The following is a 24,212-nucleotide window of genomic DNA, read 5'->3' as shown; positions in this document are numbered from 1 at the left end:
GTTAAAGACCTACCAGGGGATGCGTAGCTAGTTCCCTGCTCTAGAACTTAAAAGTTAAACAGGCTTAAGGGTTAAACCAGTGCTTTTAAGATAGTTACCGATCTCTAACATTGTCAAAGCTAACATTACCCCAGAAATGGGAGGCTCTTCGGAGCAAAATATTCTGTCCAAGGTATTTGTTTTAGACACTGAAAAAGTTTCAATATCTCAACAATATCTGGACTGATTCAAGGTGTCTCTTACAAATACTGTAAATCAATTCACAAAAAGGATGGTTACGAATATGGAAAATCAAAGATTTGTTAATTCCTCAACTGTCCCTTTCGTTGTTTGTGCTGGCACACAAAATTACTCAAGGGACGTTTCACCGTTAACCCTCCATTCCTCCCATCACCAAACTGAGTACAGTTTTGGTGGGGGTCTCCTGGAGGTTTAGATGAAATTCCAACTGTTATTAGGCGCTTTATTTTCTCAGATTAAAGGTAGACATTGGTGGATAGGTATCCTCCTCTGGTTAGCTTTACTTGCTCCTGCTCAAGCATCTGTAATTATGCGCGTGGCAATAGCAAAAGAAGTTAAGCAGATAAAAGTTGGTGCTTCGACGACGGCTATTGTGAAAGATAGTAGTGGTAAGACTCTGGGACAATTACCAGGAATGAGTGCGTTTGCGGCTCAAGCAGTAGCTGGAGGAGTGGCTTTAGATAGATGGCAATCAGGGTTATTTTGGATTGAACCAAGCAATAAGGGATTTGTTTATATTGGCGATCGCTGGTTTCGTGGTAGAACCTTGGTAATACCCACAGGTACAGGTATAACAGCCGTTAATTGGATAGATTTAGAAGAATATCTCTACAGCGTCATTGGTGGAGAAATGGACTCTCGCTGGCCAGACGAAGCCCTCAAAGCTCAAGCTATAGCCGCCCGTACTTATGCCCTTTATGAACGGGAAAGACAGCGCAGAAACCCCGTTTATGATTTAGGAGATAGTCCAGACCGTTGGCAAATTTACAAAGGTGTCAGCAGTGAATCCACCAAAACCTACAATGCCGTAGATACCACTGCCGGCAAAGTTTTAACCTACAACAACCAAATCATTCTTTCCGTCTTTCATGCTTGTTCCGGTGGACACACAGAAAATGTCGAAGATGTTTGGATTAGCAAAGAACCTTATCTGCGGGCAGTACCCGACTTTGACCAAAATATCAAAGAATGTAACTGGACAAAAACCTTTACCCCTGGAGAACTTAGTGCCAGAATTGGGGGTGTTGGTAATGTCAAAGACATGATTATCGAAACTGTCTCACCTTTTAGAAGCGTCAAAACCTTAAAAATTATCGGTGATAGGGGTACTAAAGTCCTTGCACGTGAACAAGTGAGAACAGCACTCAAAATAAAAAGTACCCGTTTTACCGTTGGTAAAGATGCAAATGGCAGTTTTGTTCTCCAAGGATTAGGTTTTGGACATGGTGTAGGAATGAGTCAATGGGGAGCTTACGAACTAGCAAAACGTGGTGCAAACCATCTGCAAATTTTAGGATATTACTATCAAGGAGTAGCCCTCACACCGATTGAACCAAAATAGTATTTTCATTGAACAGTGAATCGTTAACCTTCACCTATGAGTTTATTCTGAAATTCCTGTTCAAGTAAATCTGTTTCTGTGGAATAAACTGCATCTTCCTTACCAATAACTTTTTCGGCGGCGAATTCACGGGCAAAAGCTATTTTCTTCTGTAAAGAAGTATCTACACCTGCTAATAATCTAGCTCTTTCTTGGCGTTGATGATTACGATTATTAATCTGATCATTGCGCCAATTAATCCAAAAATAGCGGATTAAGGGAATAGCTAAAAAACCTATACCATAAGCCAATAATAAGCCATAAATTCCTTGAGTAAAGGCAACTAATCCCCCTATTTGAGCCGCAACAGCGTTTTTGGTTAATAAATTTCCCAAAATTAGGGCCCCAACAAAATTTATTCCTCCTAAACCAGCACTGAGCATAATTTGACCAGAACTAGCTGCACTAAACCGCCAGGCAAATTCATGGAGATATTCAGAGACAGAACGCCGTTGTTTTTTACTAGCTCTTACTTGTAATTCTGGGAAATAATAGACTATCTGACCTTCAGAACTTACTTGGGGAAAGCCATTAAATCTTACCAGGACAGGTAACATATAATCCTCATATTCTTGTTGGTATTTTTCGCCAATATCATCTAAATAAGGAGCAATTTGTTCTGCGACTACAGCACCTTGATTATTGCTAATCACAGCCCCAATTTCTTCCCATCGGCGTTCTTCTAAATTGGCGTTAGGATCACCATCACCAAAGAGAAATGAAAACACAGCTTCCAAAAAATTCATTTCACTATTTTCACCTTTTTCCCGCTGCCGTTCTTGGCGGTTATCATCATAATTAGGGCTAAAATACCAGAATAAGTCCGGGAAAAAGAAGAAATTAAAACCTCTAGAATTACTACTGCGATTGTCATTATCTCTATCTGAACTAGCAGTCATAATAATGATGATAGTCACAGTAATTAGCAAAATAGAGATAATTAGAAAGATGCCAAAGGAAATCCGAATTAGATAAAATAGCACAGACCAAACTTTTTTCCACCATTCCTTTAACCTAATTTGCAAGTATTTATTACGTAAAATATCTCGAAAATTCTTAGGAAATTGGTAAACAACATCACCTGATTGTGCAACCTGCAAATGTCCCCCAGCATCAGCCGCGAGGGCTAATAAGCCTTGATTTACTTCAGCTATATTTAATCCTATCTGAGTGGCTACATCACCAACAGTGACTCGGTAGCCTAGTTGTTCCACAGAGCGCATAATAGCGGGATTGGGAGTCATAAATTTGTCATTTTGTTATATTATGGTTTACCTTTCTTCAGTCTAGACTTTTTATCTGAAACTAGCTGGTCTCTACAACAGTTTGGATATCATCAAAAATCATTTTCATACATCAAATCAGCAACGCCCAAATTTTCAATAGTTGCTGATTATCCTCGCTTGCATCCATAAAAATACATCAATTATGCAAAAATCGCAATCATTATATCCATTTTCTGCATAATGACGCAAATTTCGTAACCTACTATACGAATTGTTATAAATATTTACCCTAAGTTATCAATATCGAAATTGTTACAACCACAAAACGGGAAACTACTATCAGTTATTTCCCCAAAGTGGTAAGTACAAAAGCGATAAGAACACGGATACACAGTTAATTAAGTCCTGTTCCCTAAGAAAGCATAATGACAGAAACAGCAACTACTACCGAAAAACTCAATAAATTCGAGAAATTCAAAGCGGAAAAAGACGGACTTGCAGTTAAAGACGAAATCGCGCAATTCGCTCAAATTGGCTGGGAAGCAATGGACGAAAACGACCTTAACCATCGCCTAAAATGGTTGGGTGTATTTTTTCGCCCTGTGACTCCCGGTAAATTTATGATGCGGATGCGTATACCTAATGGTATTCTCAACAGCAGTCAATTGTCTGTTTTAGCAGATGTGATACAGCGTTACGGTGACGACGGCAGCGCAGACATCACAACTAGACAAAATATACAACTGCGCGGGATCAATTTTACAGATATTCCCGAAATCTTTAATAAATTTAACACTGTTGGATTGACTACTATTCAATCCGGCATGGATAATATCCGTAATATTACAGGTGATCCTGTAGCCGGTTTAGATGCCAACGAACTCTATGATACCAGAGAATTAGTCCAGCAAATTCAAAATATGCTGACTCATAATGGTCAAGGAAACCCAGAATTTAGCAATCTCCCTCGTAAATTCAACATCGCAATTACTGGAGGAAGGGATAATTCTGTTCATGCAGAAATCAACGATTTAGCCTTTGTGCCGGCATTTAAAGAAGGTTTTGGTTTTAACGTGCTTGTGGGTGGTTTTTTCTCCGGTAAACGGTGTGAAGCAGCAATTCCTTTAAATGTGTGGGTAAAACCTAAAGAAGTTGTCAGTTTATGTAAAACCATTGTAGAGATTTTTAGAGATTATGGTTTACGTGCTAACCGTCAAAAGGCGCGGTTAATGTGGTTAATTGATGAATGGGGTTTAGAAAAATTCCGTAACGAAGTAGAAAAACACTGGGGAAAAACATTTGTAACCGCAGCACCTAAAGATGAAATTGAATGGGAAAAACGAGATCATATTGGCATTTATCCCCAGAAACAACCAGGATTAAATTATGTAGGTTTAAACATTCCTGTAGGGAGATTGTATGCAGATGATATGTTTGAACTTGCAAGATTAGCAGAAGTTTATGGCAGTGGAGAAATTCGGTTTACAGTGGAACAAAACGCCATTATTCCTAATATTCCTGATTCAGCTTTAAACACATTTTTAACTGAACCATTGTTAGAAAGATTTGGAGTAAATCCTGGTTTATTAATGCGAAGTTTAGTATCTTGTACTGGCGCACAATTTTGTAATTTCGCACTAATAGAAACCAAAAATCAGGGATTAGCCATGACTAAAGCCCTAGAATCGCAATTAATATTATCAAAACCAGTCCGCATTCATTGGACAGGATGCCCTAATTCCTGTGGACAACCCCAAGTAGCAGACATTGGTTTAATGGGTACAAAAGTCAGAAAGAATGGCAAAACCGTAGAAGGTGTTGATATTTATATGGGTGGTAAAGTTGGTAAAGATGCTCAACTAGGAACTTGTGTACAAAAAAGTGTTCCTTGTGAAGATTTACAGCCAATATTAAGAGATTTACTCATTCATAATTTTGGTGCAAAACTTAGGGAGGAAGCTTTAATTCCCCATTGAATAAACCGACAAACATAGACATCATTGAAAACCAAAATAAAACTTGGGTAGTGTTTTTTTATTAGCATCAGTCTAAAAGCCAAAATCGAAAGACTAAGGATTAACAATGAGCAATATTTCCCGCAGAAAATTTATTATTACCTCCAGTGTTGCAGCAGCAACTTCTATCTTAGTACACGGTTGTTCATCTAACAACTCTGAGTCAGCCACAACAGATACTTCTAATACCAAACTGAGTAACAATTCCACAGTTAGTAATGCCCCAAAAGTAGAAACAACCACGGCTAAATTAGGATTTATTGCTTTAACAGATTCCGCACCTTTAATTATTGCTAAAGAAAAAGGTTTCTTTAAGAAATATGGGATGACAGATGTTGAAGTTAGCAAACAAAAATCCTGGCCTGTCACCCGCGATAACTTAAAAATTGGCTCATCTGGTGGTGGTATTGATGGCGCACATATTCTTACCCCAATGCCCTATTTTTTGACGATGAATGATAAAGTACCAATGTATGTCTTAGCGCGTTTAAATACCAATGGTCAAGCCATTTCAATTGCTGAAAAATTTAAAGATTTGAAAGTTGGTTTACAAAGTAAATCTCTTCAAGAGTCGGTAAATAAAGCCAAAGCTGATAAAAAATCCATCAAAGTTGCTATAACTTTTCCTGGTGGTAATCACGATTTATGGGTGCGCTATTGGTTAGCTGCTGGCGGTATTAATCCTGATCAAGATGTAATTTTGGAAGCAGTACCACCACCACAAATGGTAGCAAATATTAAAGTTGGGACTGTTGATGCTTTTTGTGTAGGTGAACCTTGGAATGCTCAATTAGTCAGCCAAAAATTAGGTTATACAGCTTTATCTACAGGAGAATTATGGAATAATCATCCAGAAAAAGCGTTTGCTATGCGGAAAGATTGGGTTGATAAAAATCCCAATGCTACACAAGCTTTGTTAATGGCAATTATGGAAGCACAACAATGGTGTGATCAGGCAGAGAATAAAGAGGAAATGTGTAAAATCTGCGCTGATAGAAAATACTTTAATGTTGCTGTGTCTGATATTTTAGAACGAGCTAAAGGTAATATTGATTATGGTGATGGACGCAAAGAGCAAAACTTCCCACATCGCATGAAATATTGGGAAGATAATGCTTCCTATCCCTACAAGAGTCATGATACTTGGTTCTTAACTGAAGAAATTCGTTGGGGTTATTTACCTAAAGATACCAAGGTGAAGGAAATTGTAGATCAGGTAAATAGAGAAGATTTATGGAAACAAGCTGCTAAGGCTTTGGGTGTAGCTGCTGCAGAAATTCCTACCAGTTCTTCTCGTGGTGTGGAAACATTTTTTGATGGTGTGAAGTTTGATCCTGAAAAACCAGAGGAATATTTAAAGAGTTTGCAAATTAAGAAGGTGTAATTGTCAGTTGGGTTAAGCGAAAGTGTAACCCAACAAAATAGACTAGATTAATTAGATTTTTTAGGCTCATGCAGAGGCGCAAAGAAGAGCAAGAACAGGGATTTTTAGCATTTTACTTAGGAGAAATAAATGGCTGCTATTGTGGGAAGTCGTAGAGTTGTTAGTAAACAGCAGAAGGCTATTAAAAAATTTCTGATTAATAAGGTTCTACCACCCCTGTTTGGATTATTTATTTTTCTGATGTTGTGGGAATTACTTTGTTTAATTCCCAGTTTTCAATTACCTGGACCGATAGAAACAATTCGTGAAACTTGGGACCCTTTTATTATTCATCCTTTTTTTGATAATGGTGACAGTGATAAGGGTTTAGGTTGGCAGATATTGACCAGTTTAGGACGGGTTGCTTTAGGATTTTCTCTGGCTGCAATTGTGGGAGTAGTTTCGGGAATTCTTATAGGTGTGAACAAGTTTTTGTATAATGCCGTAGACCCCATTTTTCAAGTATTAAGAACTGTTCCGCCTTTGGCTTGGTTGCCAATTTCTTTAGCAGCGTTTCAACAAGCTAACCCATCGGCAATTTTTGTTATTTTCATTACTTCAATTTGGCCGATTGTGATTAATACAACTGTGGGTGTACAAAATATTCCCCAAGATTATGTGAATGTGGCTCGTGTTTTGCGTTTACGTAAGGGAAAATATTTCCTAAAAATTGTGTTTCCGGCAACTGTTCCTTATATTTTCACGGGCTTGAGAATTGGCATCGGTTTATCTTGGTTGGCAATTGTCGCAGCAGAAATGTTAGTTGGTGGTGTGGGTATTGGTTCGTTTATTTGGGATGCCTATAACACGACTACTGACACTAATTTGAGTGAAATTATTATCGCCTTGATATATGTCGGTGTGGTGGGGTTGATTTTAGATAGAATGGTGGCTTTTGCTGCTGATAAAGTTGTACAAACAGAACATAAATAATTCGTAATTCCTAATTCGTAATTCTGAATTATTTCCTATTCTCTATTAACCATTACCAGACCCATGAATACTTTTTTAGAAATTGATCACGTAGACAAAATATTTAACCTCCCCAATGGTGGTAAATATATTGCTTTAAAAAATATTGAGTTGAAAATTTCTGAAGGTGAATTTATTTCTTTAATCGGACATTCTGGTTGTGGTAAATCCACTTTACTAAATATTATTGCTGGGTTAGATCAAGCTAGTATTGGTGGCGTAACTTTGGAAAATCGGGAAGTAAGAGAACCTGGACCTGATCGGATGGTAGTTTTTCAAAATTACTCTTTACTTCCTTGGTTAACTGTGCGGGAAAATATCGCATTAGCTGTTGATGAAGTCCATCAAAATCTACCTAAAGGAGAACGTCGAGGAATCATAGAAGAACATATTGATATGGTGGGGTTGCGACGTGCAACTAACAAACGTCCTAGCGAATTATCAGGGGGAATGAAACAACGAGTTGCGATCGCTCGTGCTTTGGCTACCCGTCCCAAATTGTTATTGCTAGATGAGCCTTTTGGTGCTTTGGATGCACTAACTAGAGGTAATTTACAAGAACAATTAATGCAAATTTGTAATGAACACAGAATTACCTGTGTAATGGTGACACACGATGTAGATGAAGCCTTATTATTAAGCGATCGCATCGTCATGTTGACTAACGGACCAGAAGCACACATCGGGCAAATTCTCGAAGTTCCTATTTCCCGTCCCCGTCAACGTTTGGAAGTAGTCAACCATCCCAGTTATTACAACTTGCGGAATCAAATGATCTACTTCCTTAACCAACAAAAACAGGCGAAAAACCGCCAGAAACAACTCACAGTACCAGCAATTATTTCTAACAATAACTTAGAAAAAGTTCATTTAGAAATTGGCTATATTCCCCTCACCCAAGCCGCACCTTTAATAATTGGCAAAGAAAAAGGTTTCTTTGCTGAATATGGTTTAGAAGTCAACCTCAACGCTGAAACTAGCTGGAAAAACATCGCTAAAGGTGTAGCAATTGGCAAACTTGATGCAGCCCAAATGGTCGCAGGGATGCCCCTCGCCCTGACATTAGGTGCAGGTGGCAAAACTCCGGTGTCAATAGTGACAGCCATGACCCTTTCCCGCAACGGTAGCGCCATTACCTTCAGCAAAGAATTATTCAACACTGGGATAAAAAACCTAGACGACTTTCAAGCCACCATTAACTCTGACTTAGACAAAACCCACACCTTGGGAATTGTCCATCCTGCATCCATGCAAAACCTATTATTGCGCTATTGGTTAGCAGCAAGCGGAATTCAACCTGATGTAGATGTTAGTTTGATGGTTATTCCACCAGAAGAGATGCTAACCGCTCTCCAAGATCGGAAAATTGATGGTTACTGTGTCGGTGAACCTTGGAATTCCCACGCAGTTGATCAAAATTCCGGTTTTCTTATTGCTATCACCTCAGAACTTTGGAATGGACATCCAGATAAAGTATTAGGAGTACGAGAAGACTGGGCGCAGGAAAATCCCCAAACACATATAGCATTAGTAAAAGCCCTATTAGCAGCTTGTGAATATTGCGACGATATTCGCAACCGAGAAGAAGTTATCACATTAATTTCTCAACCTGAATATCTTGGTAGTAATTCGCCGCAGCTATGCTCAGGTTTAATAGATAATTACCAACATGATCATCATCAACAACCCCAAACTTCTCATCAGTTTTATTTCGACAAAGCCAATTATCCCGACCGTAATGAAATGCTATGGATTTTAACTCAATTAGCCCGTTGGGGGTTGGTAGCTTTCCCAAAAAATTGGGTAGAAGTAATTGACAGAGTTTGTCGTCCAGATATATTTGGCGCAGCCGCACGAGAAAGAGGAATTTTAGACATTGGACGAGAAGAAACTATTCAATTATTTGATGGCAAAATCTTTAATCCTTCAGAACCAATAGAGTATTTAAAAAGTTTGGAAATTAAATGCCAACTTCGAGTTGAAGAAGTATTTATATAATAATTCAGGACTCAGGAGTCAGAATAATTTTAGATTAGTGTTGACAAAAACAATCCAAAATCCAAAATCCAAAATTGAATTACCCATTACCAAAAAATCATGACAGCATTAAACTTCGATAACAAAACCCAAAGCCAAAAATTACAAAACCAGAAAAAAGAAGATTTCTTAGTAATTGAAGGTGTCAACAAAATTTACCCCACATCTGAAGGACTATACACCGTCCTAGATGACATTAACTTAAAAGTCCGTGAAGGTGAATTTATTTGTTTGATTGGACATTCAGGCTGTGGAAAATCAACACTCCTCAACATGGTTTCTGGATTTAATAAACCTACCAATGGTGTCGTATGGTTACAAGGTCAACCCATCACCGAACCAGGACCAGACCGGATGATGGTATTTCAAAACTATTGTTTATTACCTTGGTTGAATGTTTTTGATAATGTTTATTTAGGTGTTGATTCCGTATTTCCTAACAAAAGCCAAGCCGAAAAACGGGCAATAGTCAGAGAACACTTAGCAATGGTAGGACTAACAGAAGCAGCCGAAAAGAAACCCAGTCAAATTTCTGGAGGGATGAAACAACGAGTAGCGATCGCCCGTGCTTTAGCCATCCGTCCCCAACTCCTCATTTTAGACGAACCCTTCGGTGCTTTAGATGCTATTACCAAAGAAGAATTACAAGAAGAACTACTACAAATTTGGTCAGATCATCAAGTCACCGTTTTAATGATTACCCATGACATTGATGAAGCACTTTTTCTCGCCGACAGACTCGTAATGATGACAAACGGACCAGCAGCAAATATTGGCGAAGTTTTAGAAATACCTTTTTCTCGTCCTCGCAACCGTCATCGCATTATGGAAAATCCAGAATATTATCACTTGAGAAACTATGCCCTAGATTTTCTCTATCGTCGTTGCGCTCATATTGAAGAGTAAATTCTTAAATAGCTCATGCAAAGACGCTATCTCTGTCAGGAGATCCCGCAGGGTAGACGAAAAAAGACGCAAAGAAGAAAAAGAAAAAATTTCTTTTATCTCTGCGTCCTCTGCGGTGCGTCAAAAAAATAAATCATCAATACAAAATCTAAAATAATATGGAATCTATTAAAACCCTTTGCCCTTATTGCGGAGTAGGTTGTGGTTTAGAAATCACCCCACTAGCACAAAAAGAGCATCAACCTTGGCGAGTTAAAGGTGATAGATCCCATCCTTCTAGTCAAGGTATGGTATGTGTAAAAGGGGCAACTATTACCGAATCTATTAATAAGAATAGATTGCATTATCCTATGTTTAGAAAGTCTTTAAATGAAGATTTTCAACGCATTAGTTGGGATGAGGCTTTTAATCTTATTACTCAACATATTCAAGAAACCTTAGTTAATCATGGTGCAGAATCTATTTGTATGTATGGTTCTGGACAATTTCAAACTGAAGATTATTATATTGCCCAAAAATTACTTAAAGGTTGTTTAGGAACTAATAATTTCGATGCTAATTCCCGTCTTTGTATGTCTAGTGCGGTATCTGGGTACATTCAAAGTTTTGGCTCTGATGGGCCTCCTTGCTGTTATGATGATTTGGAATTAACAGATTGTGCTTTTTTAATAGGTACAAATACAGCAGAATGTCACCCGATTCTTTTTAATCGTTTAGTGAAATATCACAAGAAAAATCACCATGTTAAAATGGTTGTTGTTGATCCGCGGCGCACTCCTACCGCAGAAGCAGCAGATTTACATTTAGCTATTCGTCCGGGAACGGATATTGATTTATTAAATGGTATTGCCCATTTGTTAATGAAATGGAATTATATAGATACCACTTTTATAGATGATTGTACTAGCAATTTTCCAGCTTATGTGGAAGTAATTCGTTATTATTCTCCTGATGTTGTGGCGCGTCAATGTGGCATTAGTATTGAAGATTTAGAAATCGCTGCAAAATATTGGGGACAAGCAAAATCTGTACTTTCTTTATGGTCTATGGGAGTAAATCAATCTTCTGAAGGTACGGCCAAAGTTAGAACTATTATTAATTTACATTTGATGACAGGACAAGTCGGTAAACCCGGTACTGGTCCTTTTTCTCTCACTGGTCAACCTAATGCCATGGGAGGTAGAGAAGCGGGAGGTTTAGCCCATTTGTTACCAGGATATCGGTTAGTTAAAAATGATCAACATCGGGCAGAAATTGAGGACTTTTGGAAGTTAGAAAGGGGAAAAATTTCACCTATTCCCGGTTTGACTGCTTGGGATATGATTACTGGTTTAGAATGTGGTAATGTTAATTTATTATGGGTAGCAGCAACTAATCCGGCTGTGAGTATGCCAGATTTAGAAAGGACTAAAAAGGCTTTATTAAAATCACCTTTTACTATTTATCAAGATGCTTATTATCCAACAGAAACTGCTGCTTATGCCCACCTTTTATTACCTGCTGCCCAGTGGGGTGAAAAAACTGGTATTATGACTAATTCGGAACGTCGGGTTACTCTCTGTCAGGCTTTTCATCAACCACCAAGGGAAGCAAAAGCAGACTGGGAAATTTTCGCGGAAGTAGGAAAAAGATTAGGTTTTAATAATAAGTTTAATTTTAATAATTCAGCCGAAGTTTATCAAGAATTTGTCCAATTAAGTCATCAGCGTCCTTGTGATATGTCTGGTTTGAGTCATGAGTTTTTAGCGACAAATGGTCCAACTCATTGGCCTTATTCCCAGGGTAGTAATTCCGAAACTAAAAGATTATATACAAATTTACGTTTTAATACTCAAGATGGACGCGCTAAATTTGGTGCATATCATTCTAAAGGTTTAGCTGAACCACCTGATCCTAATTATCCTTTTATATTAACTACTGGTAGATTGTACGGACATTGGCATACACAAACTCGCACAGGCAGGATTGATAAAATTCGCACTATGCACCCAGAACCTCTTATGGAAATTCATCCTCGTGATGCAGCACAATTGGGTATTGTGGATAATCAAGTAGTGGAAGTGCGATCGCGTCGTGGTGTAGCGAAATTTCCCGCTAAAATCACTAAAGCCATTAGTCCTGGTACTGTATTTGTGCCTATGCACTGGGGTAAACTATGGGCAGAAAATTCAGAAGCTAATGCTTTAACTCATTCTGAATCATGTCCTGATTCTTTACAACCGGAGTTAAAAGCCTGTGCTGTACAGTTATTACCCATTTCTTTAAAAACTACTGCCAAAAATTATCAAGTTTTGTCCTCACAGAGGTAAACTGTCGAATATATTCCTAGCATATACAGCAGTTTGCGGGCAAGACTTGTACTGAGCTTGTCGTTCGCGTAGCGTGGCGTTAGCCATAGTATGCCCGCACCACAAAATTTATCGAGGGGCTAAATTTTGAAATCGGTATTCAGTACCAACTCTGAGTTTGTTGCCATTGTACCGAGGAGACATTAAAAGGGAAGAGTCGTAGGGATTGGGTAAGTCAGGTGTACGAAGATAGGGGTCATTTGTGCTTTGTTGGGCGAGAACATCTTGATACAGGATATTCATAAGTTGGGCATCTTTAGCGATTTCATTGTCGGTGAAAGAACTACCGTAGCTAGATCGAGAACCGATTAAAGCTTCGACTTGACGTTTAAAGCTGCCATTTTCGTAAAAGTTTGGATCATTGTGAAAATAAGCTTTTACAAAAGCGTTACTTGTTGTTTCATAGTTAGATGGTTCACTTTCAGCTTGAGCAGGTGAGATAAAAGCAATAGTAGCTAAAAGTACCAATAATCCACTCGATGACGGAAATTTTATACCCATGTTGTCAACTCCTCAATTTTTGGATGAATCTTAATTTATGCTTAAGTTGATAACTCTGTTGAGTTTCAATTTTGGTGTAACACAATTTTTAATGGTTTGTAATGTCTTATTCCTCTCAAACCCCTGATAAATCAGATACTTGGGCTACCACTACTGATTTGACTATTCTCCGTGAAAAGTTACTAGATTTATTTTGTCAGCTTGCTTATCAAGAAGGTGATTTTGTTCTTTCCTCTGGACAACGTAGTTCTTACTATATTAATGGTAAACAGGTAACACTCCATCCTCAAGGCGCTTTGGCTTTAGCGAGGTTATTGCTACCACTATTACCGGAAGATACGCAAGCTGTAGCTGGTTTAACTTTAGGGGCTGATCCGATTGTATCAGCAGTTAGTGTGGTTTCTGTGTATGAAAATAGGGCGATACCTGCTTTAATTATTCGCAAGGAAGCCAAAGGACATGGAACAATGGCTTATATTGAAGGGCCAAGTTTACCTCCAGGTGCAAAAGTTGTAGTTTTGGAAGATGTAGTCACAACTGGACAATCTGCACTCAAAGCTGTAGAACGGTTACAGGCGGCTGGCTATACTGTAGATAGAGTAATTTCTCTGATAGATCGTCTACAAGGTGGTGGGGAGTTATATCAATCTGTCGGTTTGCAATTTGTGGCTTTATTTACAATTGAGGATCTTCAAAAACGCTACGCAGAAATTAATTTATAGTAATCCTATTTGATTTGTAAACACTGCAAGAGTAAGATCCCCGACTTCTCTAAGAAGTCGGGGATCTTGTTGTTCATAACTAATTTACTATTGGGTTTATTGCTACCCATAAATGTATCATCCTATAGACAGCAAAATGATGGACGAATTAATTTAAACTGTCTTGGTATTCAAGTTTTGATTTGAATATTGATCTAAGGGTATGCACTTGAATAAGATCCATAATTTACTGCAAAATCCATGTAAGATTGTCAAATTTCCCGTTCCGGGGCTATATCAGACCTACTACAACCAGAATGAGCTTGTAATCTGAGAAGATGTAATAAAGATTTATAAATATTAACAATTAACAAAAAAAATATATAATTTGACTTATTTTGTATTATAAATATTGGCAAAAATAATCCCAAAAAATCCAGAAATAAGGCATGGTAAAAAGAGGTAAATTTTAGGTTGCTATTAATTAGCTGGGTAGTTATATTCCTAAAATTACCCTGTAAAAACATTTAAAAAATAGAGACTCTCATGCACATTCCAGATGGATTTGTTTCTGTTCCAGTAGCAGTGGCTACAAGTTTAGCTAGTATAGCCGCTTTATCTGTAGCTGTAAGGCGATCGCAAACAGCTTTTGGGGTACGTCGCGCCCCCATTCTTGGATTAACCACCGCCTTTATTTTCGCCGCGCAAATGATTAATTTTCCCGTAGCCGGTGGCACAAGTGGCCACTTATTAGGAGGTGCTTTAGCTGGGATTATTTTAGGTAGTCCTTGGGCGGGAATGTTATGTATTGCTACCGTGTTAATTATTCAGGCAGTACTATTTGCTGATGGTGGCATCACCGCCTTGGGGGCAAATATTTTAAATATGGGCGTAATTGGCGTTTGGGTAGCCTGGGGATTGACCCAAACTTTACAAAGACTATTGGGGGGTTACAAAGGGCGTTTACCCCTAGCCGGGGGGATAGCAGCCTGTGTGAGTGTAGTTGTAGCAGCGATCGCTTGTGCCATTGAACTAGCACTTTCTGGAACAGCACCGGCTAACCTAGTTTTACCCACCATGACAGGTGTACATATTTTAATCGGTGTGGGGGAAGGATTAATTACCGGAGGTGTGTTAACCTATCTAGCTAAAGCCCGTCCAGATTTGTTACCCGGTGAAGAACAAAAAATCAGAGGTTGGTTAGTTCCTATTGTTAGTATTTTACTGATTGCCGGGGTGTTATGTCTCTTTGCCTCTGCTTGGCCAGATGGTTTAGAAAAAGCGGCCGAAACTCTAGGTTTTATTAATTTAGCTGAAGAAGTCAGAGTTTCAGTAGCAACACCCTTTGCTGACTATGAGATTAAAAGTTTAGGTCAAATCGGTACAAGTATTGCCGGTTTAGTAGGTGCTACAGCCTGTTTTACAGTCGCTTTTGGGATTGCTAAAGTCATGAAACCAAAAAATGCTTAAAATTTCCTTGCCATTACGCTTGCAGTTATCCCTAATTATTGTGATGGGGGCAGCTTTTCTCAAACATCATACCTGGTCTAATTTATTTGTATATGGGGCGATCGCTTTTGTATGGGTTTGCATATTACAAGTACCCATTCGTAAATTAGGCGGTTTATTAGGTTCAGAATTAATTTTTCTATCACTCATCGCTTTACCTTTGGGATGGGAACGAGCCAGTTTTCTACTTGTGCGTTCCTTAGTTTGTTTAACTACCATGAATAGTTTTTTATTAACCTTACCTCCCCACAGTTTAGGTATTGCCCTCAAAAGCGTACCTTTACCACTACCATTCAAGGAAAACCTGATTTTAGCTGCCCAATATTTAGAAATATTGCTCTCAGAAGTGACCCAAATGCAACATAGCGCCCAATTACGTGGTTTAAATGGTGCAACAGGATGGCTACGCTACGCCAGTGCCTCTATGATAGGCTCTTTATATCTTCGCACTCTGGACAGAGCCGAAAGAGTTTATGGAGCCATGGTAGCCCGTGGGTATGATGGAGAATTACCCATAAATTCCACCCTCAAACCTAAAGAACGCTTTACCCTATTAATGGCTGGGGTGATAGCTACTTGTTTAACCCTAAATTCCTACTTTACTGTTATTTGAGTGGTGAATCTTGACTTCTTTAACTTCTAATCCCCAAATTTCCATTTCTGGTTCGCATACTGGTGTTGTTGAAGTCCAAAATCTGATGTATGCCTATTCACAACAGCAGCCCGTATTAGATAATATTTCTTTTAGCCTGAAAACAGGCGATCGCGTTGCCCTTATGGGTGCTACCGGCTCAGGAAAAAGCACTCTATTAGAAAACCTCATCGGCTTAAAACATCCCCAAAGCGGCAAAATCTGGATTAACGGTATCCCCCTATTACCCAACACCCTGCCACAAATACGGCAACAAATTGGTTTTAGTTTTCAAGATGCTAACGACCAATTATTTATGCCGACAATTTTGGAAGATATCACCTTTGGTCCGCTGAATTATGGTGTTTCACCCATAGCTGCCAAAGAAAAAGCCCATCAACTCTTAGCCGACTTTGGACTCGCCGCCTACGCGCACCGTTCTGCCCATGAACTATCGGGAGGACAAAGACGTTTAGCCGCCCTAGCCGCAATTTTAGCCCTAGATCCGGCTATTCTCATCCTAGATGAACCAACCAACGGACTAGACCCAGCATGGCGACGACATTTAGCCCATGTATTATTAAAATTGCCTGTTCAGGTAATGTTAATAGCTTCCCATGATCTGAACTGGCTAGGAAAAGTTACCCAAAGAGCTTTAGTTCTATCTACGGGTAAAATCCAAATAGACAGAGACATTCAAGCACTGTTGCAAGATGGAAAAACCTTAGATAGATTAGGGTTGCCAGTAGATTGGTAAATTGCTCAACACAAAATTCTCCATTGTTATTTTCAATGTTGAATTTTGTGTATATTTTGTGAAGAACTTCCTGAAATTGTCGCTTACTGTAAGCTCTATATTGAATTTTGAATTTTTAAATGTTATTTACTCGTTATTCAGTTATTGCTCCTGTTAGTCTGAGCATTGTTTTATTAGTTACTAGTTGCAGCGAAAGTAAAATCTCCCAATGTCAGCGATTAATTAAAGTTGTTAATCAGGGTACATCACTAATTGACACAAAAAAAGGTCAGCAAGCATCTACAAGTTTCCAATTATCCAAAGATTTGAAAAATGTCACCAAGTCAATTCAGAACTTAAATTTAGAAGACCCCACATTACAAAAATTTGAAACCCGATTTATCAAAGTATTTGATAACCTCAGTTTAGCCATAGCTAAAGCTGCAAATGCTCTAGAAGAAACTAAACAAGCAGAAGCATCATCTGATGGCAGAATACAAATCGCCAAAGCTAGAAAAGAAATTGATTCTACACTCACAACAGCAGCTAAAACTGCTGGTAAGGAATCAGATGCTTTAGGGTTACAGTTAAATCAATATTGTAGCCAAGGGTCAACAAAAAATTAGGGGTTGACGGTTGACTGTTAAAAAAAGAGTAGGGGCAACCACGGAGGGATTGCCCCTATACTATGTTAATCAAATTTTTATGGTATTTTGTAAAATAGAAGATGATTAAGGTTTACAATTATCACAATGTCCACAACGCCAATTAGTTGTGGGAGCTTCAAAACCAAAGGCATTTAATAAAAACTGCCAACGACATTTTTTAGTAGTGAGATATTCACTCATTCGTTTAGTAGCTTGTAATTGGGTATTGGGTAGATTTCCGGAAGGTGAAACAATGGCATAATGAAAAGGATCAAGCCATTCTAATTCTCCATTGCTGTGTAAAAGAGAAAGTGCCACTCCACCGGTAGGAAATTTTTCAATTACCGTATTTACATCACCTTGGGGTGGTAATTTTTTAGCTAATTGTTGGGCTTTTTGCTGTTGTGTCCTAAATTGTTCTTCAAAAAAATGCTGTCGTTGCTTATCTTCAGGATCTAATAAACCCGTCGGTTCACTTACCAAAGTCAGTACATCAGCAGGTTTACCATCTCTACCCGCCCTCCCGATTTCTTGCACATATTCAGATAATAAATGGGGCGCATGAAAATGAACTACCCAGCGCACATCCGGTTTATTTATCCCCATGCCAAAAGCACAAGTACAAACCACAAAAGGAATTTTTCCCGCTAACCAACTAGCTTCGACATTCCGCCGTTCTTCTGCACGTAATCCTGCATGATAACTAGCAGTATGATAGCCATTTTCTGTTAACCACTGGGCTAAATTTTCGCTATCTCTGCGGGTACGTACATAAATTAATCCAGCTTGATTGGGTCGTTTTTGAATAAACTTTAATAATTGTTGTTTTCTATCTTTAGGAGTCCAAGCAATTCGGACTGTTGGCTGTAAATTTTGCCGATAGGGATTAATGTGAAAAATTTTAGGTTGCTCTAATTTTAAAACTGTAGAAATAATCTGTTGGGCTATAGGATCGGCGGTGGCTGTAAAGGCGGCTATACTAATTTTTGTTCCCAGTGGTTTGGATTTGAGTAAGGCATCACGCACTGCTCCTAAACGCCGATAAGCAGGACGAAAAATATCACCCCATTGTACTAAACAATGTGCTTCATCTAGAATCAAACCATTAATTTGTAGTTGGGGATCAGATAGCCTGTTCCATACTGTGGGACTGAGTAAGGTTTCCGGTGATAAATATAATAATCTTAATTGATGTTTATCTAAAGCTTGCAAAGTGGCCTGGCGGTCAAGTGTGGGTAACTCACTATGTAAAAGTGCTGCTTTTTGTTGACGTTGACGTAATTCCTCAACTTGGTTTTCCATCAGTGCTACTAAAGGAGAAATTACTAAAGTTAATCCTGTTTGTAGCAGTGCAGGAAGTTGAAAGCAAATAGATTTACCCCCACCTGTGGGCATAATAATGAGGGCATCTTCTTGAGAAATTAAACAATTAACAATTTCTTGTTGGGGAGGGCGAAAATCATCATATCCCCAGATTTTTTTTAATGCCGCGCGAACATCTTGCCAAGATTGTGTAATTGGGGGATTCATTTTTTTGACCACAAAAGCGCGAAAAACGCAGAGAATATCATTAATTTATATCTACATTTTATACCAATCAGCAAAATATTGGTAAAACTTAGGCATGATGTGGCAAAAAACCTTTACTAGTCTTATTCTTGGGTAGGGGTAATTCATGAATTACCCCTACATTCCTTCTATTTTGCCTCTTGCCTCTGGTTACTGAGCGAAGTCGAAGTATTGCCTGTTCCCTGTTCCCTGTTCCCCATTAACAATTACCAATCAATTCTTGATCATTCCATTCCAAGGTATCGGCAATTTTGTCCCCGTTATGGTATGCAGCCAGTAATACTTCACAGGTTTTACCATAGGATATCGCACCAGTAGCATCAAGGGCGATCGCTCCAAAATCCCGATTATTCCTTTTTGCTTCTGTAAATGATCGCTGCATAGCCTCCTGTAGTGACATTCCATCAGTAACGCGCACCACAACCTTAGCTGCTAAACACTCATCAATAATATCTTCCCCAATTCCTGTACAACTAACTGCTGCGTGAGTAGTAGCATAATTACCTGCTGGCATAGCTGAATCACTGACTCGCCCAATGCGTTCAAAGCCCTTACCCCCGGTGGAAGTACCAACAGCTAATTTACCATAACCATCTAAAGCGACAACACCAATAGTCCCCCTACCAGGACTTTCTGCCATTTCTGGTTCTGCTACTACCCCAGCCATGGTTCTTTTAAAGTTATCCTGGCGTTCTAGGGTCCACTCTTTCAAGCGCAAATCAGTTAAACCATTATAACTAGGCAGTTGTAACTCCCGCGCCAACTCGGCCGCACCATAATCAGACAAAACCCGATCATCAGAGTTTTGCAAAAACAGCGCCATTTCAATCGGATTCTTGACTCGTGACACATTAATTACACCACTAAACCGCCCCGTTGTTCCATCCATAATGGAAGCACTCATGCGGATTTGTCCATCAGATTGGAGGACAGAACCAGTACCAGCATTAAAGCGGGGTTCATCTTCCAACATCTGACAACCCCGAACTACAGCCTCAGTCGCACTTGCACCCGTCAGCAAAAGAGCATAAACTTCCGCAACAATCTGGGACAGAGAGTTACGGACTGCTATCAATCCCCCCTTACCTTGGAGGGAACTACCAGCGCCACCATGAATAATTAATTTAGGTTGCATTTGTAAAATCATTTATTTTCTTATTTGTTCGTTATTATATTAAACGTTAATTGTAAGAATTCAGGTGAGGTAAAAAGATCCCCGACTTCTGTGATCAATTTATTATTGATGGACACAACTAATAAAAGAAGTCGGGGATCTGGGTATGAACGAGCGCTATAGCTGAATACTTACATTTTTAGCGATCGCTAATAAATAAAAATCATACCCCAAATAATTTTTAGGTAAGAATTCAGGTGAGGTAAAAAGATCCCCGACTTCTGTGATCAATTTATTATTGATGGACACAACTAATAAAAGAAGTCGGGGATCTGGGTATGAATGAGCGCTATAGCTGAATACTTACATTTTTAGCGATTGTCAATTCTGATTTTTCCCTAATTCTCATTTTTAGCCTGAGAACGACGACGACGGCAACGTTCTGAACAATATTTCACTTCATGCCAACAATCTTGCCATTTTTTCCGCCAAGTAAACGGACGTTGACATACTACACAGATTTTTTCCGGTAAATCAGATTTAGAACGAACACGCCCCATAATAATCAATATTAATTTTGCTTAATTATTTTTTATTTTAGAGCCTAATAACTCTGATATTGCATGATGGCTGTATAAATTATGTTTCGTGTGAAAGCGCAAAGAATCAAAGCCGTAACCAATCCATAGGTAATATTGGTAATTGGTGATAAAGTCCCTGTTTTCATCCTGTTCATCCTTTAATCCTGGATACTATCTCGACTATGGCTAGACTACACAGGCTATTGCTCGATAACCACCTGATTCTGACAGTGTGCCTATAGCTTGCAACAATAGCCATACTAGCAACTTACGTTATTAATCCTGTAGCTTTTTTCATTTTGTATAAACTATTTATATGTGATATTTTAAAATTGTTCCAGTCTAAACCCATTCTGGAAACTAAAGCTTTTTTGTGGACTGTACTTCAATAAACTCAGACACAATAAACTACAGGTTTCAGCTTCGACAGTGTTTAAGTCTTAAAATCTGATAATTTTACTGTTTTTTAACTTAAAAAGGGCAAAAAAATGACTCAGAATCAGAATTACATCAATAATCTTCTGAATACAGCCATTCCTTCCGTTTATGATACTTTATTTCAATATGCTCGTTCTAACAATTTCCGGACAATATTAGGGACAGCTTTCGGATCTAGTTACAATCGCCTAAAAGCAGAGTCTATTCTTGCTCAGTGGAAATCAAAAAATTTCAGTGCTTTACCAAATATTGAAGTCGTTAGTGGTACAGTGCTACAAACCGCAAGAGGAGGCTATACTGCAAGTCAGAATAAGATTTATCTGTCTGATACTTTTCTCAAAAGTGCCACTATAAATCAAATTCAGGCTATTCTTCTAGAGGAAATTGGTCATTATTTAGACGCTCAAATCAACCTCACAGACACGAGAGGAGATGAAGGTGAATATTTCTCTGCTTTAGTGCGTGGTGTACCTATAAGTGCTACGGAAATAAATCGTATCCGAAATGAAAATGATCATCGGACTATTACCTTCAATGGCCAAAATATTGCCATTGAAGAAGCGGGGATTATCGTCTATGAGACAGTTAAGTTAGCTAGTTCCGTTAATCCGGATTCTGTTAAATCTTCTGGTAGTAATTACGTTTGGGTAACTACCAAGGGAGCAAATTCTGTTCTTAACCTCTACAACGGCACAACAACATTACGAATTGCCAATAGTGCCTATTCAGGTTTCGATGTTATACCTGTAGGTAGTCTAATTTCATCTACAGATACAGACTATCTAACTGCTCTAAGTAATATCAGCATTTCTGGTAATACAGTTGTTTATGCCAAAAAAGATGGCAATGACTACGAAATTTATCGTTCCAGTGGTGGCACAACAACCAAACTGACTAATAACACAATTAACGACTACGCACCTCAAATTGCTGGTAATACTGTCGTTTGGTATGCTAATGATGGCACGGATGTGGAAATATTCCGCAATAATGGCACAACCACAACTCAACTTACCAATAACGGTACAGACGAAAAGGATTTAAAACTATCAGGTAGTAATGCTGTCTGGGTTGGTTGGGATGGTAATGACTACGAAATTTATCTGAACAACGGAACTACTACAACTCAACTCACAAACAACACCACCGACGATTATAGTCCTGTTATTTCTGATAATAAGGTGGCCTGGTTTCACTGGAATGGTACGGCAGAAAACTTGTTTTTCTACAATGGCACAACTACTACCCAAATTACTAATAACATTGAGGTTTATAATCCACTAGTTTCTGGATCTCAGGTTGTCTACTCTCAAGATGACGGCACAAATTATTCTCTTCAGCTTTACAATGGTACTACTAACACCACAACCCAACTAGCCAGTCAGTTGTCGTCAAAAGAACGCTTTAAAATTGACGGTAATTGGGTTGTTTGGGCAGATACAACAACAAATAGTAATGGTTTTGCTGATTACACATTGAAACTCTACAATGGAACTTCAACGGTAACACTAGATTCTTCCTTTGTTGATAATTTCACTGTTGCCAATAACAAGGTGGCATGGTTAGAAAGAAATTTTAATAGCTATAGTTATAGTTCTGATATCTTTCTTTACGATGGCACAACCACTACCCAAATTACCGCGGGTCTTGATTATAACTCATCTAACTTAACCATTGTTGGCAATAATGTTCTGTCAATGCGAAACAATGACTTATACATTACCCAACCTTCAACAAAGCCCAGTCTTAGCATCAATAGTGTCACAGTAACAGAAGGGCAAACCTCCCCACAAAATGCGGTTTTAACTGTCACCCTTTCTGCGGCCAGTACAACTACTGTAACTGTCCGATATGCCACTAACTCCTCCTATGGAGGCTCCCCTGCTTATCCGGGTTCTGACTACACTACCACTACAGGTACACTGACCTTTAACGCTGGGGAAACCACAAAGACTATTAACATCCCCATTTTGGATGATAACTTTTCAGAACCTGATAAAACCTTTAACGTCACACTTTCCAATCCTACGGGTGCTTTATTGATACCAGGACAAAATACAGGCATAGTAACTATTACTGACACTTTACAATCTAGTGCTACTACTACCCTACCCGCAGGTGTAGAAAACCTAACTTTGACCGGAACTGGGAATATTAACGGCACCGGCAACATTAACACTAACACTATCCGGGGCAACAGCGGCAATAATATCCTTGATGGTGGATCAGGAGGTTTTGATACCTTACTTGGAGGCGCGGGTGACGATACTTACATCGTAAATGGAAGTAATGTTTTTTATACAATCGTTACTGAAAATGCCAATGAAGGAACTGATACTGTCCAGTTTTCTTCTGATACAAGCGCTTATTATGTTTACACATTAGGAGCTAACCTAGAAAACCTCACCCTTACTGGTACGGGTAATGCAATTGGACAGGGTAATGAATTGAATAACGTCATTACTGGTAACAGTGGCAATAACTCCATTAGTGGATCCGGTGGTAATGATACATTAGATGGTGGGACTGGAAGTGATTATTTGTTTGGTGGTACGGGTGATGATACTTACATCGTAGACAATTATAGTGATTCCATTCAAGAAGATGCCAACGCAGGTACAGATACAATTCAATCTAGTATCACCTGGAGTATTACCTGGTTGACAAACATTGAAAACCTGACCCTGACAGGGACGGCTGCAATTAATGGTACTGGTAATGCGGCTAATAACGTCATTACTGGTAACAGTGCTAATAACACTCTTAATGGTGGTGAAGGTAATGATACCCTTGATGGTGGTGCGGGTACAGACACCTTAATTGGTGGTACAGGTGACGATATCTACATTGTTGATAGCACCACCGACACCATTCAAGAAGATGCCAACGAAGATACAGATACAATTCAATCTAGTGTTACTTACACTATTGCGGCACTTACTAACATTGAAAACCTGACCCTGACAGGAACGGCTGCAATTAACGGTACAGGTAACGCTGGTAATAACGTCATTACTGGTAATAGTGCTAATAACACTCTTAGTGGTGGTGAAGGTAATGATACCCTTGATGGTGGTGCGGGTACAGATACCTTAATTGGTGGTACAGGTGACGATATCTACATTGTTGATAGTACCACTGATACCATTACCGAAAATGCTAATGGAGGCACAGATACAACTCAATCTAGTGTTACTTACACTATAGCTGCTAACATTGAAAACCTGACCCTGACAG

18 protein-coding genes are annotated in these 24,212 nt (G+C 38.9%); 13 read left to right on the top strand and 5 right to left on the bottom strand.

Translation table 11 applies throughout. The features are described 5' to 3' along the window. The first annotated feature begins 436 nt into the window (after window positions 1-436). A complete protein-coding gene (locus CUN59_RS08105; RefSeq protein ID WP_104387366.1) occupies window positions 437-1,582 on the top strand; it encodes a SpoIID/LytB domain-containing protein in 1,146 nt (381 codons plus the stop codon). 23 nt (window positions 1,583-1,605) lie between these two features. Here CUN59_RS08105 and CUN59_RS08100 read toward each other — a convergent pair whose 3' ends face one another. After that, window positions 1,606-2,865: a hypothetical protein gene (locus CUN59_RS08100; protein ID WP_104387365.1), complete on the bottom strand. Its 1,260-nt coding sequence runs from the start codon at window positions 2,863-2,865 to the stop codon at window positions 1,606-1,608. 407 nt (window positions 2,866-3,272) lie between these two features. Between CUN59_RS08100 and CUN59_RS08095 the strand changes: the two genes are divergently transcribed. From CUN59_RS08095 to CUN59_RS08070, 6 genes are all read left to right on the top strand, one after another. Then, on the top strand, window positions 3,273-4,823 hold the full coding sequence (locus tag CUN59_RS08095; protein WP_104387364.1) for a ferredoxin--nitrite reductase: 1,551 nt from the start codon (window positions 3,273-3,275) through the stop codon (window positions 4,821-4,823). A 106-nt stretch (window positions 4,824-4,929) separates the two neighbouring features. Beyond that, on the top strand, window positions 4,930-6,246 hold the full coding sequence (locus tag CUN59_RS08090) for a CmpA/NrtA family ABC transporter substrate-binding protein (RefSeq protein WP_104387363.1): 1,317 nt from the start codon (window positions 4,930-4,932) through the stop codon (window positions 6,244-6,246). 129 nt (window positions 6,247-6,375) lie between these two features. Further along, complete coding sequence (ntrB, locus tag CUN59_RS08085; protein ID WP_104387362.1) at window positions 6,376-7,218, top strand: nitrate ABC transporter permease; 843 nt, start codon at window positions 6,376-6,378, stop codon at window positions 7,216-7,218. 63 nt (window positions 7,219-7,281) lie between these two features. Next, window positions 7,282-9,255, top strand: coding sequence for an ABC transporter ATP-binding/substrate-binding protein (locus tag CUN59_RS08080; protein WP_104387361.1), 1,974 nt, complete (start codon window positions 7,282-7,284; stop codon window positions 9,253-9,255). Between the two features lie 99 nt (window positions 9,256-9,354). Further along, window positions 9,355-10,200, top strand: coding sequence for a nitrate ABC transporter ATP-binding protein (locus CUN59_RS08075; RefSeq protein WP_104387360.1), 846 nt, complete (start codon window positions 9,355-9,357; stop codon window positions 10,198-10,200). A gap of 158 nt (window positions 10,201-10,358) precedes the next feature. Then, complete coding sequence (locus tag CUN59_RS08070; RefSeq protein WP_104387359.1) at window positions 10,359-12,509, top strand: molybdopterin oxidoreductase family protein; 2,151 nt, start codon at window positions 10,359-10,361, stop codon at window positions 12,507-12,509. Window positions 12,510-12,617: 108 nt separating this feature from the next. On the opposite strand, the gene CUN59_RS08065 is transcribed toward CUN59_RS08070, so the two are convergent. Continuing rightward, a complete protein-coding gene (locus tag CUN59_RS08065) occupies window positions 12,618-13,049 on the bottom strand; it encodes a hypothetical protein (RefSeq protein WP_104387358.1) in 432 nt (143 codons plus the stop codon). A 101-nt stretch (window positions 13,050-13,150) separates the two neighbouring features. Here CUN59_RS08065 and pyrE point away from each other — a divergent pair, with 101 nt between their 5' ends. The 5 genes from pyrE to CUN59_RS08035 all read left to right on the top strand — a co-directional run bounded on the left by pyrE (window position 13,151) and on the right by CUN59_RS08035 (window position 17,252). Continuing rightward, window positions 13,151-13,771 carry an orotate phosphoribosyltransferase gene (gene pyrE, locus CUN59_RS08060; protein ID WP_104387357.1) on the top strand — a complete coding sequence of 207 codons (621 nt, stop codon included), beginning with the start codon at window positions 13,151-13,153 and terminating at the stop codon, window positions 13,769-13,771. 525 nt (window positions 13,772-14,296) lie between these two features. Beyond that, entirely contained in the window at window positions 14,297-15,220 is a 924-nt protein-coding gene (locus CUN59_RS08050) for an energy-coupling factor ABC transporter permease (RefSeq protein WP_104387355.1), read from the top strand. Continuing rightward, window positions 15,213-15,872, top strand: coding sequence for an energy-coupling factor transporter transmembrane component T family protein (locus CUN59_RS08045; RefSeq protein ID WP_104387354.1), 660 nt, complete (start codon window positions 15,213-15,215; stop codon window positions 15,870-15,872). Before CUN59_RS08050 ends, CUN59_RS08045 begins: the two co-directional genes overlap by 8 nt. A 10-nt stretch (window positions 15,873-15,882) precedes the next feature. Further along, on the top strand, window positions 15,883-16,647 hold the full coding sequence (locus tag CUN59_RS08040; RefSeq protein ID WP_104387353.1) for an energy-coupling factor ABC transporter ATP-binding protein: 765 nt from the start codon (window positions 15,883-15,885) through the stop codon (window positions 16,645-16,647). A 119-nt stretch (window positions 16,648-16,766) separates the two neighbouring features. After that, on the top strand, window positions 16,767-17,252 hold the full coding sequence (locus CUN59_RS08035) for a hypothetical protein (protein ID WP_104387352.1): 486 nt from the start codon (window positions 16,767-16,769) through the stop codon (window positions 17,250-17,252). A 105-nt stretch (window positions 17,253-17,357) separates the two neighbouring features. Here CUN59_RS08035 and CUN59_RS08030 read toward each other — a convergent pair whose 3' ends face one another. The 3 genes from CUN59_RS08030 to CUN59_RS08020 all read right to left on the bottom strand — a co-directional run bounded on the left by CUN59_RS08030 (window position 17,358) and on the right by CUN59_RS08020 (window position 20,516). Beyond that, window positions 17,358-18,803 carry a RecQ family ATP-dependent DNA helicase gene (locus CUN59_RS08030; RefSeq protein ID WP_104387351.1) on the bottom strand — a complete coding sequence of 482 codons (1,446 nt, stop codon included), beginning with the start codon at window positions 18,801-18,803 and terminating at the stop codon, window positions 17,358-17,360. Between the two features lie 238 nt (window positions 18,804-19,041). Continuing rightward, window positions 19,042-19,989 carry an isoaspartyl peptidase/L-asparaginase gene (locus CUN59_RS08025; RefSeq protein WP_104387350.1) on the bottom strand — a complete coding sequence of 316 codons (948 nt, stop codon included), beginning with the start codon at window positions 19,987-19,989 and terminating at the stop codon, window positions 19,042-19,044. 365 nt (window positions 19,990-20,354) lie between these two features. Next, window positions 20,355-20,516 carry a DUF2256 domain-containing protein gene (locus CUN59_RS08020; RefSeq protein WP_104387349.1) on the bottom strand — a complete coding sequence of 54 codons (162 nt, stop codon included), beginning with the start codon at window positions 20,514-20,516 and terminating at the stop codon, window positions 20,355-20,357. Between the two features lie 509 nt (window positions 20,517-21,025). On the opposite strand from CUN59_RS08020, the gene CUN59_RS21685 reads away from it, so the two are divergent. Further along, window positions 21,026-24,212: beta strand repeat-containing protein (locus CUN59_RS21685; protein ID WP_279327291.1), on the top strand; the 3,187-nt coding region annotated here is incomplete at its 3' end.

Source organism: Cuspidothrix issatschenkoi CHARLIE-1 (assembly GCF_002934005.1).
Classification (GTDB): domain Bacteria; phylum Cyanobacteriota; class Cyanobacteriia; order Cyanobacteriales; family Nostocaceae; genus Cuspidothrix; species Cuspidothrix issatschenkoi.
Note: the sequence above shows the minus strand (reverse complement) of the source record. Positions and strands in the feature narration are given on the sequence as shown.

Coding starts and splice junctions, on each gene's coding strand:
- CUN59_RS08105 (WP_104387366.1), top strand. CDS start 437: ATGAAATTCCAACTGTTATTAGGCGCTTTATTTTCTCAGATTAAAGGT.
- CUN59_RS08100 (WP_104387365.1), bottom strand. CDS start 2,865: ATGACTCCCAATCCCGCTATTATGCGCTCTGTGGAACAACTAGGCTAC.
- CUN59_RS08095 (WP_104387364.1), top strand. CDS start 3,273: ATGACAGAAACAGCAACTACTACCGAAAAACTCAATAAATTCGAGAAA.
- CUN59_RS08090 (WP_104387363.1), top strand. CDS start 4,930: ATGAGCAATATTTCCCGCAGAAAATTTATTATTACCTCCAGTGTTGCA.
- ntrB (WP_104387362.1), top strand. CDS start 6,376: ATGGCTGCTATTGTGGGAAGTCGTAGAGTTGTTAGTAAACAGCAGAAG.
- CUN59_RS08080 (WP_104387361.1), top strand. CDS start 7,282: ATGAATACTTTTTTAGAAATTGATCACGTAGACAAAATATTTAACCTC.
- CUN59_RS08075 (WP_104387360.1), top strand. CDS start 9,355: ATGACAGCATTAAACTTCGATAACAAAACCCAAAGCCAAAAATTACAA.
- CUN59_RS08070 (WP_104387359.1), top strand. CDS start 10,359: ATGGAATCTATTAAAACCCTTTGCCCTTATTGCGGAGTAGGTTGTGGT.
- CUN59_RS08065 (WP_104387358.1), bottom strand. CDS start 13,049: ATGGGTATAAAATTTCCGTCATCGAGTGGATTATTGGTACTTTTAGCT.
- pyrE (WP_104387357.1), top strand. CDS start 13,151: ATGTCTTATTCCTCTCAAACCCCTGATAAATCAGATACTTGGGCTACC.
- CUN59_RS08050 (WP_104387355.1), top strand. CDS start 14,297: ATGCACATTCCAGATGGATTTGTTTCTGTTCCAGTAGCAGTGGCTACA.
- CUN59_RS08045 (WP_104387354.1), top strand. CDS start 15,213: ATGCTTAAAATTTCCTTGCCATTACGCTTGCAGTTATCCCTAATTATT.
- CUN59_RS08035 (WP_104387352.1), top strand. CDS start 16,767: ATGTTATTTACTCGTTATTCAGTTATTGCTCCTGTTAGTCTGAGCATT.
- CUN59_RS08030 (WP_104387351.1), bottom strand. CDS start 18,803: ATGAATCCCCCAATTACACAATCTTGGCAAGATGTTCGCGCGGCATTA.
- CUN59_RS08025 (WP_104387350.1), bottom strand. CDS start 19,989: ATGATTTTACAAATGCAACCTAAATTAATTATTCATGGTGGCGCTGGT.
- CUN59_RS08020 (WP_104387349.1), bottom strand. CDS start 20,516: ATGGGGCGTGTTCGTTCTAAATCTGATTTACCGGAAAAAATCTGTGTA.